Origin of the sequence: Roseomonas aerilata DSM 19363 (assembly GCF_000711725.1) — a bacterium.
Taxonomy (GTDB): Bacteria; Pseudomonadota; Alphaproteobacteria; order Acetobacterales; family Acetobacteraceae; genus Roseomonas; species Roseomonas aerilata.
The window spans coordinates 176,867-193,195 of sequence record NZ_JONP01000001.1 but is presented as its reverse complement, the minus strand read 5'-3'; the positions used below and the strand labels follow the sequence as shown (position 1 = coordinate 193,195).

12 protein-coding genes are annotated in these 16,329 nt (G+C 73.1%); 5 read left to right on the top strand and 7 right to left on the bottom strand.

Features of this window, described 5'->3' with window-relative positions; all coding sequences use genetic code 11:
* Positions 1–12: 12 nt before the first annotated feature.
* The 6 genes from BO39_RS29525 to bdcA form a co-directional block, all read right to left on the bottom strand.
* A complete protein-coding gene (locus BO39_RS29525; protein WP_052401264.1) occupies positions 13–1,356 on the bottom strand; it encodes a sensor histidine kinase in 1,344 nt (447 codons plus the stop codon).
* Between the two features lie 494 nt (positions 1,357–1,850).
* A complete protein-coding gene (locus BO39_RS00880; RefSeq protein ID WP_169742711.1) occupies positions 1,851–2,783 on the bottom strand; it encodes a fatty acid desaturase in 933 nt (310 codons plus the stop codon).
* Between the two features lie 50 nt (positions 2,784–2,833).
* Positions 2,834–3,361, bottom strand: a complete 528-nt coding sequence (locus BO39_RS33550; protein ID WP_052401262.1) for a hypothetical protein — start codon at positions 3,359–3,361, stop codon at positions 2,834–2,836.
* 16 nt (positions 3,362–3,377) lie between these two features.
* On the bottom strand, positions 3,378–8,498 hold the full coding sequence (locus BO39_RS34890; protein WP_156963350.1) for an alpha-2-macroglobulin family protein: 5,121 nt from the start codon (positions 8,496–8,498) through the stop codon (positions 3,378–3,380).
* Between the two features lie 97 nt (positions 8,499–8,595).
* Positions 8,596–10,059 (bottom strand): MFS transporter, encoded by a 1,464-nt coding sequence (locus tag BO39_RS00865; RefSeq protein WP_245614877.1) that lies wholly within the window; start codon positions 10,057–10,059, stop codon positions 8,596–8,598.
* A 112-nt stretch (positions 10,060–10,171) separates the two neighbouring features.
* Entirely contained in the window at positions 10,172–10,885 is a 714-nt protein-coding gene (bdcA, locus tag BO39_RS00860; protein WP_043829103.1) for an SDR family oxidoreductase, read from the bottom strand.
* Between the two features lie 76 nt (positions 10,886–10,961).
* Here bdcA and BO39_RS00855 point away from each other — a divergent pair, with 76 nt between their 5' ends.
* The 3 genes from BO39_RS00855 (at position 10,962) to BO39_RS00845 (ending at position 13,153) form a co-directional block, all read left to right on the top strand.
* A complete protein-coding gene (locus tag BO39_RS00855; RefSeq protein WP_043829101.1) occupies positions 10,962–11,567 on the top strand; it encodes a TetR/AcrR family transcriptional regulator in 606 nt (201 codons plus the stop codon).
* A gap of 111 nt (positions 11,568–11,678) precedes the next feature.
* Positions 11,679–12,485, top strand: coding sequence for a type I methionyl aminopeptidase (gene map, locus BO39_RS00850; RefSeq protein WP_043829099.1), 807 nt, complete (start codon positions 11,679–11,681; stop codon positions 12,483–12,485).
* Positions 12,482–13,153 carry a carbonic anhydrase gene (locus BO39_RS00845; RefSeq protein ID WP_043829097.1) on the top strand — a complete coding sequence of 224 codons (672 nt, stop codon included), beginning with the start codon at positions 12,482–12,484 and terminating at the stop codon, positions 13,151–13,153. The genes map and BO39_RS00845 overlap by 4 nt, the downstream gene beginning before the upstream one ends.
* Before the next feature lie 8 nt (positions 13,154–13,161).
* Here the strand turns inward: BO39_RS00845 and BO39_RS00840 are convergent, their stop codons facing one another.
* Complete coding sequence (locus BO39_RS00840; RefSeq protein WP_245614875.1) at positions 13,162–13,710, bottom strand: DUF1003 domain-containing protein; 549 nt, start codon at positions 13,708–13,710, stop codon at positions 13,162–13,164.
* Positions 13,711–13,953: 243 nt separating this feature from the next.
* Here BO39_RS00840 and BO39_RS00835 point away from each other — a divergent pair, with 243 nt between their 5' ends.
* Positions 13,954–15,336, top strand: coding sequence for a sensor histidine kinase (locus BO39_RS00835; RefSeq protein ID WP_052401261.1), 1,383 nt, complete (start codon positions 13,954–13,956; stop codon positions 15,334–15,336).
* 92 nt (positions 15,337–15,428) lie between these two features.
* Positions 15,429–16,274 carry a RadC family protein gene (radC, locus tag BO39_RS00830; RefSeq protein WP_084697734.1) on the top strand — a complete coding sequence of 282 codons (846 nt, stop codon included), beginning with the start codon at positions 15,429–15,431 and terminating at the stop codon, positions 16,272–16,274.
* The last annotated feature ends 55 nt before the right edge of the window (positions 16,275–16,329 follow it).

The window sequence follows — 16,329 nt, the reverse complement described above, 5'->3', positions numbered from 1 at the left end:
TCGATCCGGTCGTCAGTGAACCCCGTGCGCCGGAGCGCCATCGGCGACCCCGTCCTCGCCCTCCTCCCGCCGCGCCGCTTGCGGGAAGGTGAGCCGCCAGACCGTGTCCCTCTCCCGCGTCAGCGACACGCGCCCGCGGATTTGCCCCGCGAGCGCCGAGGCGAGGAAGAGGCCCGCGCCTCGTGGACGAGCCGGCATCGGGTCGGGCGGGCCAACGCCATCGTCGCGAATGACGAGTTCCCCGTCCGCCCCGTCGCGCGGGGCGCGGAACGCCATCCAGACCTGCCCCCGACGGCCATTCGGAAAGCCGTGCTTCAGGGCGTTCGTCAGGGCCTCCGCGGCGGCAAGGCCGAGCGGCACCGCCGTGTTGATGTCCACGAGGTCGTCGGAGGGCGCGACCTCGATCTCCACCCCCTCCGTCAGCCCGTAGCTCGACAACGTCGCCTCGGCGAGGGAGCGAAGATAGGAGGCGAAGTTGATGCCGCCCGTGTCGACGCCGTTGTAGAGCTGGTCGTGCACGAGGCTCATGGCCTTCAAGCGCCGGAGCGTCTCGGCAAGCGCCTCCCGCCAGGAGGCATCGCTGGACTGCCTCGCCCGCATCTGGACGAGCGCGGCGACCACCTGGAGGTTGTTCTTCACCCGGTGGTGCACCTCCTTCAGGAGGACGTCCTTCTCGGCGAGGGCCTTCCTGAGGTCCGCCGTCCGCTTCTCGACGCGCCCCTCCAGCTCCGCATTCGCCCGGGCGAGCGCCGCCTTCGCCTGCTTGACGGAGCTGCTCTCGACCATCGCCCATGTGCCGCGGCGTCGGGCAAGGGCGAACTCGTGGTTCTGGATGACGTCGAGCACCTGGCCCGCATCGCAGCGCCGGGTGCAGTAGCTGCAGATCGTCACGATCCGGTGGTCGCAGAAGCAGGCGTTCACCTTCCCCTCGTACTCGGCGAAGGACTCCCAATCCTGCGCCTCGACGAAATGGGTGTTCCCCGTCACCCGCAGCCCGGGATAGCCGCGTTCCAGGGCCTCGGCCTCGCGCCGGAGCCAGCCCTCCAGCACGGCATCCGCGCCGGCCTTGCCGCTGAGCATGCCGTACCAGCGGTCGTAGTCGATGATCTCGATGTCGCCCCGCGCGATGCGGCGGTCGAGGTCGGGAACGGCGGCCCGCAGCGCGTCCGTGGCGTCGCCGGCCCGGAGCGGCTCGGCCGTGACCCACATGCAACGCTCGCCGGCATCGAGGCCTGCCTTGAAGTAGGGCACGAGCGTCTCGGCGAGGTCCCCCGCCGTCTCGTAAAACTGGCAGAAATGCGTGCCCCAAGGCATGCCGCCGATCGCGTCGATGCCGCTGCTGACGTGTTGGGACAAGGTGACTCCGGGCGGTTGCCGCTCAAGGCCGTGCACCGCCCAACGGGGCAGCCCGGCCGTCCCTTCCTGTAACCCCGGCGCGGGCTCCGGGACAGGGCTTTCATGCCCCCTTCCAGCAGGGACCGCGTCCTCCCCGCGAACGGCGGCAGGATGATAGGAGCGAGCCGCGCCCCCTCGCCCCTGCGCGGCTACGCCCGCTTACCCTCCAGCACCGGTTCCGGGAGACGCCTCGCCGCGCACGGACCTCCGCCTCCGGTACGATGGGCAAGGCGGCGTGCGGTCCACTCCCGGCACCGAGCCGTCGCCAGCGACCGGGCGGGCTGTGTCCGCCATCCCTTCGTCACGGCAGGTGCCGATGGCCCGCCGGCAACCCAGGCCGGAGCGTTCCCTTCGCCCTGGCCCACGGCAACCACGCCGAGTTCGGCCCCGAGCAAACAACGCCGCCTTGCCGCGGCTTACCCCGTTCGCCGCGTTCCCCGGGCCTCCGGGGCGCCCTAACCCCGCCCCACCCGCCGCAACTCCCGCACGTGCTCGACATGCCAGGCCGCATAGCCGGTCCCGACATGCGCCAGCCGATCCCTGAGCACCGCATGCGCGTCCCGCAGCCGGTGAAAAGGAATGAAGGGATAGAGGTGATGCTCCGCGTGGAAAGGCATCTCCCACATCAGCAGCCGCACCGGCGCCGCCGTCAGCATCGTGCGCGTGTTGGTCAGCCCGTTGGCATCCTCGGTGCAGCCCGTGTGCTCCGTGAGCAGATACAGCCGCAGCAAGGGCTGCCCCAGCAGTTGCGGCCCCACCCAGAAGAGCAGCACCGAGGACCACCCGAAGGCCAGCCCCGCCGCCACCGCCAGCACCACGGTCAGCGCCGAACCTGCCCGGATGCTCGCCACCACGCGCGGCGCCGAGGCCGGATGAATGAACGAATAGGCCGAGAGATCCCCCCGCCACCCCCGCGCCCAGACCGTCAGCTGCGCCCGCCAGTAAGGCACCCCGACAACGCGATAGACATAGGCCGGGAAGTCCCCCGGCGGCGGCGGCGACAACTCCGGATCATGCTCCGGGTCCTGCGTGTGCCTGTGATGCGCAAGGTGGAACTGCTGGTAGAAATGCCAGTTCCGCAGCGCCGGCAGCGCCGCCAGCCACCCCACCACCGCGTTCACCCGCCGCGACTTGAACGCCGTGTAGTGGCAGGTCTCGTGCAGCGGCGCGAAAAGCGCCGCCTGCACCACCCCGGCCAGCACCATCGCCGGCACCACCAGCCACCACGGCGAGACCGCGACCAGCACCCCGCTCGCCACGATCAGCCCGAGATGCACCGCCGCCCGCGCCGCCCCGCGCGCGTCGGAGCGCGTGTTGAGATGCATCATCTCCCGCGGCTTGGGCGCTGCCCCATTCCGCGGTGCGGGCCCCACCATCGTCGCGCTCATCGCACCCTCCATGCTCACCGGGTGCAACGGCAAGCAAACGCCGCGCCGCGTCACCTCCTGGCGCGGCCGCCGGTGCCCACCGAGCGCCGGAACCGCAGCCCGAGCAGCAAGCCGGCATTGACCAGGACCATCCCCACCGCCGCGGGGAGAAGATGCGCGACGGCGCCCTGCACAGGGCTGAAGGCAAAGGTCCACCCGATCTTCGCGAGCGCCATGGCATTGAGCACCACCAGCCCGAACCGCCAGGCACGCCACCAGAAGGCGGCACCCAGCGCCGCGAGGGCCAACGGCACAAGCAGCGCCAGGGCCAGCTTCCACGCCGTCCATGGCCCGAGAAGGTAGTCCCGCTCAGCCGCCAGCATCGTCCTCACCCCTGGCGAAACCTCGGCCGGCACCGGGAACCAGGCCATGCTCGTCGCCAGGGCAACCAGCGTCGCCGCGATGCCCAGGCCGCTTCGCCGCCAGGCAAAGAAGCAGAAGGGCAGCAGGAAAAGCGGCCGCACATACCAGCTCAGCACGTTGTGGTGCCGGGCCCAGGCCCATTCCCCTAGGCCGCCCCCTAGCCCGCCGATGTCCATCCGCCATCACCGCGCATCAGGGCACCGGCGCCACCACCACCCGCCCCGTGTTCTGCCGCGCGAAGATCCCCGGACGGTACATGTCCCGCACCTCCGCCCCCGGCAGCTCGAAGCGCCCCGCCGTCACCGCCCGCACCCGCACGGCAAACCGCGCCACCGGCGCCTCGGGCGTCAGCGTCACGGCGGCGGCAAAGCGGTCGTCCAGCGCCGGAAACGCCTCCGCCGCCGTCAACTCGCCGAGGAACGGCATCCCCGCCACCTCCCCCTCGGCCAGCCGCCCGACGATCTCCCACCCCGCCGGCAGCCCCTGCTGGACCATCGCCCGGTGCGTCTCCCCCGTCTCCGCCCGCGCCTCCACCTGCATCAGGAACACCCCGTTCTGCCCGAGCGTATCGAGGTTCAGCGCCGACCCATCCGGGTTGAAGAACCGCCTCGCGATCCGCATCCCCTGCCGCCCGGCCGAGGGCGCCTGCACCGGCAGCCCGCTTACGGAAACCGCCTGCGGCACCACCCGGTCTCCGAGGTTCCGCACCTCCGCCCGCCCCTCGACCACGGCGGAAACCACCGGCGCCACCCCCAGCGGCCGCCCGGCCAGGAGGAGCCGAACCGGCCGCCCATCCCGTCCCAGCGCCGAGGCCAGCACCACCCCCCAGGCCGCCTCCTGCGTGGAGGCCGTCTCCGGCGTCAGCTCCGCCCCGGGCACCCGCCCGACCGCCTCCGCCATCCGCCCCGCGAGAACGCCGCTCTCCTTCAACAGCAGCGTCACCGCGAGGGAATCCCGCGCCGCGCTGCCGTAATCCGCGTGCCAGACCCGCCGCGAGGGCGCCGCCAGCGCCTGCGCGAAGGCCTCCTCCGCCCGCGCCACGTCCCCCATCCGCGCGAAGGCCGCGCCGAGCTGCGCCTTGGCCAGCGGCGTCGGCAGCTTGTCCAACTCCTCGAACAACCGCCGCGCCGCCCCCGGCAGCCCGCGCCCGGCCATGGCCAGCACGTGCATCCGATAGGCCTGCGCCGCCCGCTCGATCGGCTCAGAAGTGGAGGCATTGTCCGCCTCCTCCCGGATGCTCCGCAGCAGAGCCTCCATCGGCGCCTCCGGCACCGTCACCCCCGCGGCCCGCGCCCGCAGCAGCACCTCCGCCCCATAGGCGGTCACGAAGGCATCCGCCTCCCCATTGGCCGACCAGAGCCCGAGGCTCCCGTCATACCGCTGCTTGTCGAGCAACTGCGCGACGGATCGCTGCAACTTTGCGTCCCGCTCCGGCTCCCCCTCGAACCCGACAAGCGACAGCAACCGGCTCGCCGATTGCTCCGCGCAGGCGAAGGGAAAATCGACATTCGCCCGCATCAGCGCCGCCGGATCGTAGCGCACCGGCTGCCCCCAGCTCGCCCGCACCACCGTCGTGCCCGCGTAGAAGCGCGAAAGATCCGGCCCCACCTGCGCCGCTCCCCCCACCGGTAGCGAGGACACCGCCACCTCCCGCGCCAGCGGCCGCGGCGAGCGCAACGTGATCCGACTCTCATGATCCGCCGAATACCCACCGGGCCCAGTGACGGCCACGCGCACCACCCCCTCGCCCGCCCCGGTCGCCCGCAGCGTGGCAAAGGGCAGCGCCCGCTGCCCCTGCGCCAATTCCCCGCCCAGGCCCGAACCGCCCTCCACCGAGAGCGGCCCCTCCACCGTCACCGTCGCCCGCACGCCCCCGCCACCAAGATCGAGATTGTGCAGCAGCACCGGCAACCGCGCCTCATCCCCCGGCGCAAGGAACCGAGGCAACAAGGCCTCCGCCACCACCGGGTCCCGCACCGTGACCGGCCTGGAAGCCGACCCCACCCGCTCCCCCGACCAGGCCACCGCCATCAGCCGCAGCTCACCGTTGAAGGGCGGCAGCTCCAGCGGCACCGCCGCGCGCCCATCCGCCCCCACCGCCACCACGCCGGAGAACAGCGCCACGATCCGCTGCGGCGGCTGCACCCCCGCCGTGTTGAAATTGTCGTCGCCGCCCTGGCGCAGCAGCGTCGGCTCGCCCTCCGCCGGCCCGATCAGCCGCCCGTAATCGTCCCGGATATCCAGCCCCAGCTTCCGCCGCCCGAGGAAATGCGCCACCGGCTCCGGCGAACGGAACCGCGTCAGCCGCAGGATTCCCTCATCCACCGCCGCCAGCGTCAGCCAGGCCGACCCCGCCGCATTCCCCACCCGGACCGGCACCTCCACCCGCCGCCCCGGACGAAGCAGGTTCTCCCCCTCGATCGCCACCTCCAGCGTCCGCGGCGCCGGGTCGAGCCCGATCCAGGCCAGCCCGATCGCCCGCCGCGGCAGCGCCCCGCCCTGCGCGGCGGTCTCCCCCGGCCGGAACACCGTCACCGCAACCCAGGCCCCCGGCCCCCAGCCGGCCTCGACCGGCACCTCGACCTCCGCCCCGCCCGCGGGCACGTCGATGTCCAGCACGGAGAGCACCCGATCCGTCAGCACCGCGACACTCGCCCGCCCGGCGAAGGGCGGGCTCACCCGCAGCCGCGCCACCTCTCCGGCGCCGTAGGCCCGCCGGTCCGCCGCAACATCGACCTTGTCCGGCACCGCCGGATCCTCGGACCCCGTCCAGCCCGAGCGGAACCGGATCGTGGCGATCGCCATCCCGCCCTCCTGCGAGACCTCCAGCCGATACCGCCCGAACCCAACCCGCCGCGCGAAGCGGCCCGGCCGCCCCGGCGCCACCGTCAGCTCGGCCGCATCCACCGGCTCGTCCCGCCAGACGGTCTCGTAGCGCGCCATCCCGTTGATCACCGCCAGCCGCCAGCTCGGCCGCTCCCGCACCAGCCGCGCCCGCAGCCGCCCGGCCAGCGCCTCTCCGGTCGGCGAGACCAGCGCCGCCTCCACCGCCGCCTCCGCGCCGTCATCCACGCTCCCGTCGCGGAAGGCTGGCCGCAGCGCCACGAAGGGCGAGGCCGACCGCACGGGCACTCCCGCCACCCCCTTGCTCCCCCGCCCGCCCGGCTCGGCCATCGTCACCGTCACCTCCGCCCGCAGCGGCCGCGACGTATCCGGCAGGTTCGGCAGCGTCAGCGAGACCGATCCACGCCCCTGCGCGTCCGTCTCCCCGATGTCGAAGCTCTGCAACCCGCCGTCGAAGGGCTCCTCCGCCAACCCGAAGCGCCAACCCTTCCAGGCCTCGAACGGCTCCGGATCGACGGAAAGCCGCATCTCCGCCGCTCCCGTCAGCCCCGCCCCCGGCGCGCCGTAGAGGAAGCGCGCCTCCACCGGCAGCACCAGCGGCGCCCCCGCCACCAGTGGCCCCGGCGCGGGCCCGGCCTTCACCTCCAGCCGCTCCGGCACGAAGGCATCCACCTGCAAGGCGATGCTCGCGATCGGCGGCCGGTTCGGATCGACCAGCGCCTCAATCGTCCACCCCCCCGCCGGCGCCCCCGCCGAGAGCTGCGGCGCCCAGAGCACCACCCCCTCCGGCCCGCGTTCCGGCACCGCTTCCGCCGCCACCTGTCCGTTCGGCCGCTTCAGCCGCAGCCGGATCGGCAGGTCCACCACCCGCCCCGCCGAATCCCGCGGCAGCAGCGAGAGCCGAACCACCTCCCCCGGCCGGTAGACCCCGCGGTCGAGCCACATGAAGGCATCCACCGGCCCCGGGTAATCCCGCCCCGTCACCCCCCGGTCCGAGAGGTCGAAGGAGGCCGCCTCCAGGTCCAGCGAAACCAGATCCTCCCCCTGCTGCGCGTGCAGCGCCACCGGCGCCACGCCCCCTTCGCCCCGCAGCAAGGGCCCCGCGAAGCGCACCACCCCCTCCGCGTCCGAATCCGCCTCCGCCAGCACGTCGTTGTTCCGGGCGATCAGCGCGACCCGCACCCCCGCCTTCGGCCGCGCATCCCCCAGGCCCCGCGCCTGCACCGCCAGCCCCTCGCTCCCGCGCCAGGCCATCAGCCCGATATCCGTCGCCATGATCGGCAGCGCGACGGTATTGCCGGACCCGCTCGCCTCCGCCGCGTTCCGCACCAGCAGCACGAACAACCCCGGCCCCGATCCCGTCAGCGCCTCCGGCAGCGGCAGCACCGTCCGCTGCGTCGCGTTGCGCTGGAAGCGCGGCACCTCGGCCGTCCCCTCCCAGACCACGCGCCCGCGCGAGTCCGGCAGCTCCTCCGCCTGATACCCGCTCATCGCCTCCCCGAGCCGCGTGTCCCGCGTCATCGGCACGAGGTTCCGCTCGCTCACCCGCACGAGCCGGATCTGCAGCCGCTCCACGTTCATCGTGGCCACGGAGACCCGCGGCGCGGCCCCGCGCGGCAGGATGAAGGCGCGCTGGTCGAAGGCGATCCGCTCCGCCCGGTCGGGCATCGCCACCTCCACCGGCAGGTCGGCCCGCAGGTTCGCCCCGTCCTCCCCTGGCAGCCCCGCGCGCAGCACCAGCCGCGTCCGCCGCCCCCAGGGCAGCCCCGCCACGCAGATCCCGTCATCCTCCCGCGTCACCGCGAGCCCGGGGATCGGCGGCTCCGTCCGCACCCAGTCCTCCGGCTGCCAGCGCCCGCCATGCTGGGGCGCCACGGTGAAGGAAAGGCAGGCCCGCGCCGGCTCGGCCTCCGGCTCCGTCCGCACGCGCCGCAGCATCATCCCCGCCGCCCGCCGCACATCCGCCAACTGCGTGCGCGCCGCCGCATCACCCGGAAGCCGCTCCACCACCGCCTCCAGCACGCCGATGGCCAGCGCCCAGCGCTCCTGCGCCCGCAGCGCATCGGCCATCACCCGCAGCGCGGCCACCTCCGGCTCCCCCGCGCCGACAAGGTCGAAGTTCATCCGCGCGGCCGAGAGCGCCTTCACCGGGTCGGGCGGCACCCGCGCCATCATCGCCCGGGCGAGCGACAGCCACATCTCGGGCCGCACGCTCCCCATGCCCAGCCGCTCCTCCCAGGCTGAGGCCGCGGCGGGCCAGTCCCCACGCCCCTCCGCCTGCGCCGCCCGCGCCTCCGCCGCCGTCCGCTGCTGGGGCGTGCCTCCCGCCGGAAAGCGCCGCGACAGCGAGGCGGCGTAGCGCGAGGCCTCCGCCGAGAGCCCGGGCATCCCGAGATCCTGCGCCCCGGCCATGCCGGGCACCGCCACCGCGAGCGCGAGCAGGACCGCGAGAAGACGAAGCACGCGCATGGGCATCACCCGGCCTGGACTGTTTCCGCCCTCAGCCTCGCACAGGATCCGTGAATGTTTCAGTAGGCTCGCGGAGAAATCCGGGCAGCGCGCCCCTTCAACCCCGCGTTGCCCCGGCCCTCCCATGCCCCGAGGCCGCCGCCCCCGCATCCTGCGGCAGCCGCGCAGCGAAGGGCGCCGCCAGCAGCGGCGGCAAGGCCGCCCCGAGGAAGGCCATCGCGAAGTCCGGCACCCCCGGCTCCGCCCGCCCCGCCAGCGCAGCGGAGGCCGCCAGCCAGGACGCCCCCCAGGTCACCCCCAGTGCCATCGAGAGCTGCTGCGCCGTCCCCGCGATGGAGGTCGCCGCCGAGAGCTTCCCCGCCGGGATATCCACGTAGCTCATGGCGTTGGAGGCCGTGAACTGCAGGCTCCGCGCCAGCCCCCCCGCCGCCAGCACGATGAACACCGCCGGGAGCGGCCAGGACGGATCGAAGGCCGAGCAGGCCGCGAGCGTCACCGCCACCACCACCGCGTTCCAGGTCAGCACGTTGCGGAAGCCGAAGCGCCGCAGCGCGGAGGTCGTCATCGGCTTCATCGTGAAGGCGCCCAGCGCCGTCGCCAGCGTCACCAGCCCGGAAACGGTCGCCGAGGCCCCGAAGCCGAGCTGCAGGAACAGCGGCAGCAGGAAGGGCGCCGCCCCCGCCCCCACCCGGAACAGGCTCCCCGCCCCCACCCCCACCGCGAAGGTCGGAATGGAGAACAGCCCGAGGTCGAGCGCCGGATGCGGCGCCCGCCGTGCCCAGCGCACCGCCGCCCAGCCCAGCGCCACGCCGAGGGCGAAGCCGAGCACCGGGAGCCATTCCGGCACCACCCCCCGCCCCACCGTCTCCGCCCCGAACATGAGTAGCGCGAGCGAGGCCCCGATCAGCGTCACCCCCACCAGGTCCAGCCGCGGCGGCCGCGCCTCGTCCGAAGCCGGCACGAAGCGCCAGACCATCAGCAGCCCGATCGCCGCGATCGGCAGGTTGATCCAGAACACCGCGCGCCAGGAAACATTGTCCGTCAGCAGCCCGCCGATCGGCGGCCCGAGGATCGGCCCCAGCAGCCCCGGCATCGAAAGCCAGGTCGTCGCCCGCACCATCTCGTCCGGCCGGATCCGCCGCATCAGCAGCAGCCGCGCGACCGGCACCATCATGGCGCCCCCCAGCCCCTGCAGCACCCGCGCCGCCACCAGCTCCCCTAAACCCCGCGAGAGCCCGCAGAGCATCGAGGCAAAGGCAAACACCGCGATCGCCACCATGAAGACCCGCTTCGCCCCAAAGCGGTCCGCCACCCAGCCCGAGACCGGGATGAACACGGTCAGCGCCACAAGATAGGAGGTGATGGCCGCCGAGAGATGCAGCGGCTCCGTCCCCAGCTCCCGCGCCATGGTCGGCAGCGCCGTCGCGATGACGCTCGAATCGAGGTTCTGCATCAGCAGCGCGCTCGCCACGATCAGCGCCACCAGCCGGGAACTGCGCGGCGGCGAAGGGTCCGCCGGCGCCGCGGCCACGCCTTCCGCCGGGTCCAAGCTTGTCGACACGCGCCCCCCACTCCGATGGCGGGCACCGCCGCCTGCGCCGCGGCCTTTTTGCGCCCGCCCTCGCCCGGCGCGAAGCCCCCTCCCGCAACTCGGCGCGGGAGGGGGCGATCCGTCAGGCGCCGAAGCCGCCGTCGATCGTGTGCATCGCCCCCGTCACGAAGCCCGCCTCCGGCCCCGCCAGCCAGGCCACCATGCCCGCCACCTCCTCCGGCCGCCCGTGACGCTTCATCGGCATCATGCCGTAGAGCATATCCCGCAGCGGCCCGTCCGCCGGGTTCATGTCCGTGTCCACCGGCCCGGGCTGCACCGCGTTCACCGTGATCGATCGCGGGCCGAAGTCCCGCGCCAGGCCCCGCACCATCCCCTGCACCGCCGACTTCGTGAGCGCGTAGGCCGCCACCCCCGGGAACCCCACGCGGTCCCCGTTCACGGAACCGATGACGATGATGCGCCCGCCATCCGGCATCCGCCGCGCCGCCTCCACCGCCGCGTGATAGGGCGCGTGGACGTTGATCCGAAACATCCGGTCCACCTCGTCGGGATCCTGCTCCAGCGGATCGCCGAGCATGGCCACCCCGGCATTGACCACCAGCACGTCGAGCGGCCCGCTGTCCCGCACCCGCGCGATCACCGCGTTGCGCTCCGCATTGTCCGTCCGCGCGGCGACGGTGCCGGTCTCCTCCGCCAGCCGCTCCGCCGCCTCGCGCGAGCCGGAGTAGGTGAAGCTCACCTTCGCCCCCTCCGCCGCGAAGCGCCGCACGATCGCCGCCCCGATCCCCCGGCTGCCGCCGAGCACGAGCACGCGCTTGCCATCCGTTCCGGCCATTGGCCCTCTCCTTGATCTGAACTATAGCGACTGCTACATAAACTCCCGCCCGAGCCCGTCAAGGCATTTTATATCGATGACTACAGATTTTCCCTCCCCCCGCCCAAGGGGCCGCCCCCGCAAGTTCGACCCCGAGATGGCCGTGGCCACGGCCCAGGCCATGTTCCTCGCCCGCGGCTACGACGCCGTCAGCGTCGCGGACATCACTGAGGCCCTCGGCATCAACCCCCCGAGCTTCTACGCGGCCTTCGGCAGCAAGGCCGGCCTCTTCGCCCGCGTGCTGGAGCGCTACAGCCGCTGCAACGGCCTGCCGCTGGAGGAACTGCTCCGCCCCGGCCGCCCGGTGGATGAAGCCCTGGCCGCCCTGCTCGAGGAAGCGGCGAACCGCTACGCCGCCAATGCCGCGGACCCCGCGGCCGCCGGATGCCTCGTGCTCGAAGGCCAACGCTGCAACGACCCCACTGCGCGGGAGGCCGCCGGCGCTCTGAACAGCGCCGCCGTCGAGGCGATCCGCGCCTTCATCGCCGCCCGCCACCCCGCCCAGGCCGAGACGCTGACCGACTACGTCGTGGCCGTCCTCACCGGCCTTTCCACCGCCGCGCGCGCTGGCCAGGGCCGCGAGCGCCTGCTCGCCACCGCCGGGCTCGCGGCTAGGGCCGTCAGGGCCGCCCTCGCGTCCTGACCACCTCCGCCGCGCGCCTTTCGGCGCTGCATATTCCCGCCCTGCGCAACCCCGCCCTGCGCGAGCCGACCACGTCTTGCAACCGCCGGATCGCGCGCGCATTTTCGGCGAATGGACCAGTCCGCCGGGGAATCCCGCCGCATCCCCCTCCACGCGCCCGAGGATTTCGAGGGCATGCGCCGCGCCGGCCGCCTCGCGGCCGAATGCCTCGACATGATCACTCCCCATGTCCGCCCCGGCGTCACCACCGGCGCCCTCGACCAGCTCTGCCACGACTTCATGGTCGAGCACGGCGCCGTTCCCGCCACCCTCGGCTACCGCGGCTACACGAAGTCCTCCTGCATCAGCATCAATCACGTCGTCTGCCACGGCATCCCCGGCGACCGCGTGCTGGTGGAAGGCGACGTCCTCAACATCGACGTGACGCCCCTGCTCGACGGCTGGCACGGCGACAGCTCGCGCATGTACGTGGCGGGCACCCCCTCCACGAAGGCGCGCCTGCTGATGGACGTGACCTACGAGAGCCTCATGCGCGGCATCGCCGCCGTGAAGCCCGGCAACACCCTCGGCGACATCGGCCACGCCATCCAGACCTACGTGGAGAAGCACCGCTTCTCCGTCGTGCGCGACTTCTGCGGCCACGGCGTCGGCCGCAAGTTCCACGCGCCGCCGAACATCCTCCACTTCGGCCGCCCCGGCGACGGCCCCACCCTCAAGCCCGGCATGTTCTTCACGATCGAGCCGATGGTGAATGCCGGCCGCCCCGAGGTGAAGGTGCTCGACGACGGCTGGACGGCCGTGACGCGCGACCGCTCCCTCTCCGCCCAGTTCGAGCACATGGTCGGCGTGACCGAGACCGGCTGCGAGATCTTCACCCTCTCCCCCGCCGGCCTGCACAAGCCGCCCTACGCGGCATGAGCCGCCCGGCCGCCCCGATCCCGCCCCGCCTGGCGGAGGGCTATCGCGGCTTCCGCCACACCCGCTTCCGCCGGGAGCGCGACCACTACGCGCGCCTGGCCGAGGCCGGCCAGCAGCCCACCACCCTCATGATCGCCTGCGTGGACAGCCGCGTGGCGCCAGAGGTCGTCTTCGACGCCGACCCCGGCGAGATGCTGGTGGTCCGCAACGTCGCCAACCTCGTCCCCCCCTACCAGCCGGACGCGAACTACCACGGCACCTCGGCCGCCATCGAATTCGCGGTACGCCAGCTGAAGGTCCAGCACATCGTCGTCTGCGGCCACGCCTCCTGCGGCGGCATCAACGCCTTCCGCCAGAACCACCTCAACGGGGTGGACATCCGCGACGGCGACTTCGTGGCCCAGTGGATGGAAATCGCCGCCCCCGCCACCCGCCTCGCACTGACCTGCGACGGCGTGGACCCGCTCCAGGACCAGACCACGATGGAGCGCGCCGCCATCCGTCAGTCCCTCGCCAACCTCCGGACCTTCCCCTGGCTGGCCTCGCGTGAAGCCGCGGGCGAGCTCTCCCTCCACGGCCTCTGGTTCGACGTGGCCGACGGCACCCTCTGCGTGCTCGACGAGGCCAGCGGAAACTTCACCGCCCTCGAGGACCCACTCGCCGCCTGAGGGGCGCGTCACCGCCCCTGCTGCGCCTCGATCTCGTCCAGCACCGCCTCCGGCGAGACATTCCGCCCCACCTCCTGGATCTCCGGGTCGGCCGCCACCCGCACGTCCAGCCGCTCCGCGATCTTCACCAGCACCTCCGAGAGCTTCGTCAGTTCGTGCTCCGCCAGCAGGCTGATCTGCAGATCCAGGTCCGCGCGCTTGTCCGCCGCCGCCGCCATCCGGTTCTGGCTGATCAGCACGAAGGTCGAGAGGAAGATCGCCTCCACCGAGGCCTCCATCGCCAGGATCACGAAGGACTCGTCGAACTTCGGCACCCCCGGCACCAGCCCGAGATTCACCGCGATCCAGGCCCCGTAGAAGGCCAGGTGCAGGTAGACGAAGCGCATGCTGCCGGTGAAGGCCGTGATCGCCCCCGCGATCCGCTCCTCCCGCGTCGCGGCCGCCGCCTCCGCCCGGCGCCGCTCCTCCAGCGCCGCGATGTTGCGGCGAAGCGACCTGTTCAGGCTGCTCGGATCCATCTTCGGCAAGGTTGGCGTCGCCTCGGCCATCATCCCCATCTCCCCCTCCGCCCGGTACGCGCCCGGGCCTTGCACGCCGAACTAACGCCCGGGCTCGCTCCAGGGTCCTCCCGCAACCCGTCGCGACGACCGCGTTCCGCCTCTCGAAGCCGCCTTTGCGCCAGCACGAAACCTTGAACAATCCGCCCGCCCGTGACGATGCGTTACTCGTTAATGACCGTCGATCCCTCGGGTGGCCCCGCACGGGGCCCTCCCGACAACAAGGCGAGGTGGCCGTCCCTTGTGGAAGCGCCAATCATCCAGCTTGATGGTTGGCCCCCAAACCTTCTCGGCGCCTTCGCGATCACCCGCTCCCTCGCCTTCCCCGCCCTCCTCGCCGGAAGGGGGCTCAACCTGCTGGCCATGAGCCCTCCCCTTTACCGCCTGCTCGCCCCCGATCCCGGAGGCACGCCCTTCCCAGCCCCCTTCGCCGCCGCCCTCGCCCGCGCCCTGGACGGCGAGACCGTCCTCCTCCCGGAATCCTTCCTTCCCCTTCCCGCCAGGGCAGAAGACCGGTTCGACATCAGCCTCGGCCCACTCTGGGACGAGGCCGGCGCCGTCCTCGCCGCCTTCGTCCTCTTCCTCCCCGCAGGCTCCGCATCGGCGCCACCCCCGGAGGACTCCGCCTTCCGCGCCGTGGCCGAGGGCATTCCCCTCCTCGTCTGGCGCGCCCTCCCCGATGGCCGCTGGAGCTGGGCAGGCCCGCAATGGACCCGCTTCACCGGCCAGACAGAGACGGAAAGCCTCGGCGAAGGCTGGCTCGCCCCCGTCCACCCCGAGGACCGCCCCGCCGCCCTCCGCGCCTGGGAGGAAGCCGCCACCGCCGGCCGCCTGGAGGTGGAGCTGCGCATCCGCCGCGCCGCGGACGGCCGCCACGCCTGGCATGTGATCCGTGCCGCCCCCCTCTACGACGAAGCCGGCGCCCTCGCCGAATGGATCGGCACCACCACCGACATCCACGAGATGAAGCAGCGCCAGCAGCTCCAGGACCTCGTGGTGGCGGAGCTGCAGCACCGCACCCGCAACCTCCTCGCCCTCGTCCGCTCCCTCGCGCGAAAAACCCTCAGCGCCAGCAGCTCCACCGAGAATTTTGAGCGGGATTTCCACCGCCGCCTCGACGCCCTCGCCCGCGCCCAGGCGCTCGCCTCGCGCTCCCGCGCGGGCCACGCCGCCTTCGACCAGATCCTCGCCGCCGAACTCTCCGCCCATGCCCACGGCCGGATCGCGCAGGTGGAAACGGGCGGCCCCTCCGGCATCATGCTCGGCGCGAACGCTGTCCAGATTCTCGCGCTCGTCCTGCACGAGCTGGCGACGAACGCGGTGAAGCACGGCGCCCTCGGCCAGCACGGCGCCCACCTCGCCATCCGTTGGCGCCTCCACGCGCAAGGCACCCGCGCTCCGCCAGCCGAACCCGAAGCGGCCTATCTGAAAGTAGAGTGGCGCGAGAGCGGCGTCCGCATGCCGCAAGATCCCGCCCCCTCCCGCGGCAGCGGCTACGGGCGCGAGCTGATCGAGCGCGCCCTGCCCTACCAGCTCGGCGCGTGCACGAGCTTCACCCTCGGGCCCGACGGCGTGCGCTGCACGATCGAGCTGCCCGTCCTCTCCCACGCCGCCGAACCGGCCTGACCGCGCGGCAGCGCGAGCCCCCCCCTACCGCGCGGTGGACAACCCCCCGTGCTGCGCCACATCCTGCCCAGGCACGACAAAAGGAGTCGCCCTTGGCCGCCGGTCCGGGCCTCGAGGAAGCGAGCGGTTCCTTCGCCTCCCTCTTCGACGCCGCCTCCCAGGGCGGACTATCCCCGGCCGGCCCCGCACCGGGCGCCGCCCCGCGGAAGGGCGCGCCCCGCGCCAGGGCCGCCCGCCCCCGCGCCACGGCGGAGAGCCAGCCCGCCGCCCCCGGCCCCGAGGGCCACCGCAAGCGCCTCCGCGACAAGCTCCTCCGCACCGGCCCCGACGCCCTCGCGGACTACGAGCTGCTGGAGATGCTCCTCTTCCTCGCCCTGCCGCGCGTGGACACCAAGCCCCACGCCAAGCGCCTCATCGCCCGCTTCGGCAGCTTCGCCGGCGCCATCAGCGCGCCCGAGAGCGAGCTGCGCCTGGTGGAGGGCATCGGCGAGACGGCCGTCGCCGCCCTCCGCCTCGTCCAGGCCGCCTCCATCCGCCTCCTCGCCGAGGAGGTGCGCGAGGCCCCCATCCTCAGCAACGGCGAACGCCTCACGGCCTACCTCACCGCCGCCCTCGCGCGCGAGACGGTGGAGCAGTTCCGCGTCCTCTTCCTCGACAGCAAGAACCGCCTCCTCGCCGACGAGGCCCTCGCCCGCGGCACGGTCAACCACACGCCGGTCTACCCGCGGGAGGTGGTCAAGCGCTCCCTCGAACTCGGCGCCACCGCCCTCATCCTCGTCCACAACCACCCCTCGGGCGACCCCACCCCGTCGCGCGCGGACATCGAGATGACCGCCGAGATCGCCTCCGGCGCCGCCACCCTCGGCATCGCGGTCCACGACCACATCATCGTCGGCAACGGCCGCCACCTCTCCTTCCGGCGCGAAGGCCTGCTCTGACCCGGCCGCCCCTCGCGGAGGGGTTGCCCTCGCGAAGCGGTTGGTTGACCTCCCC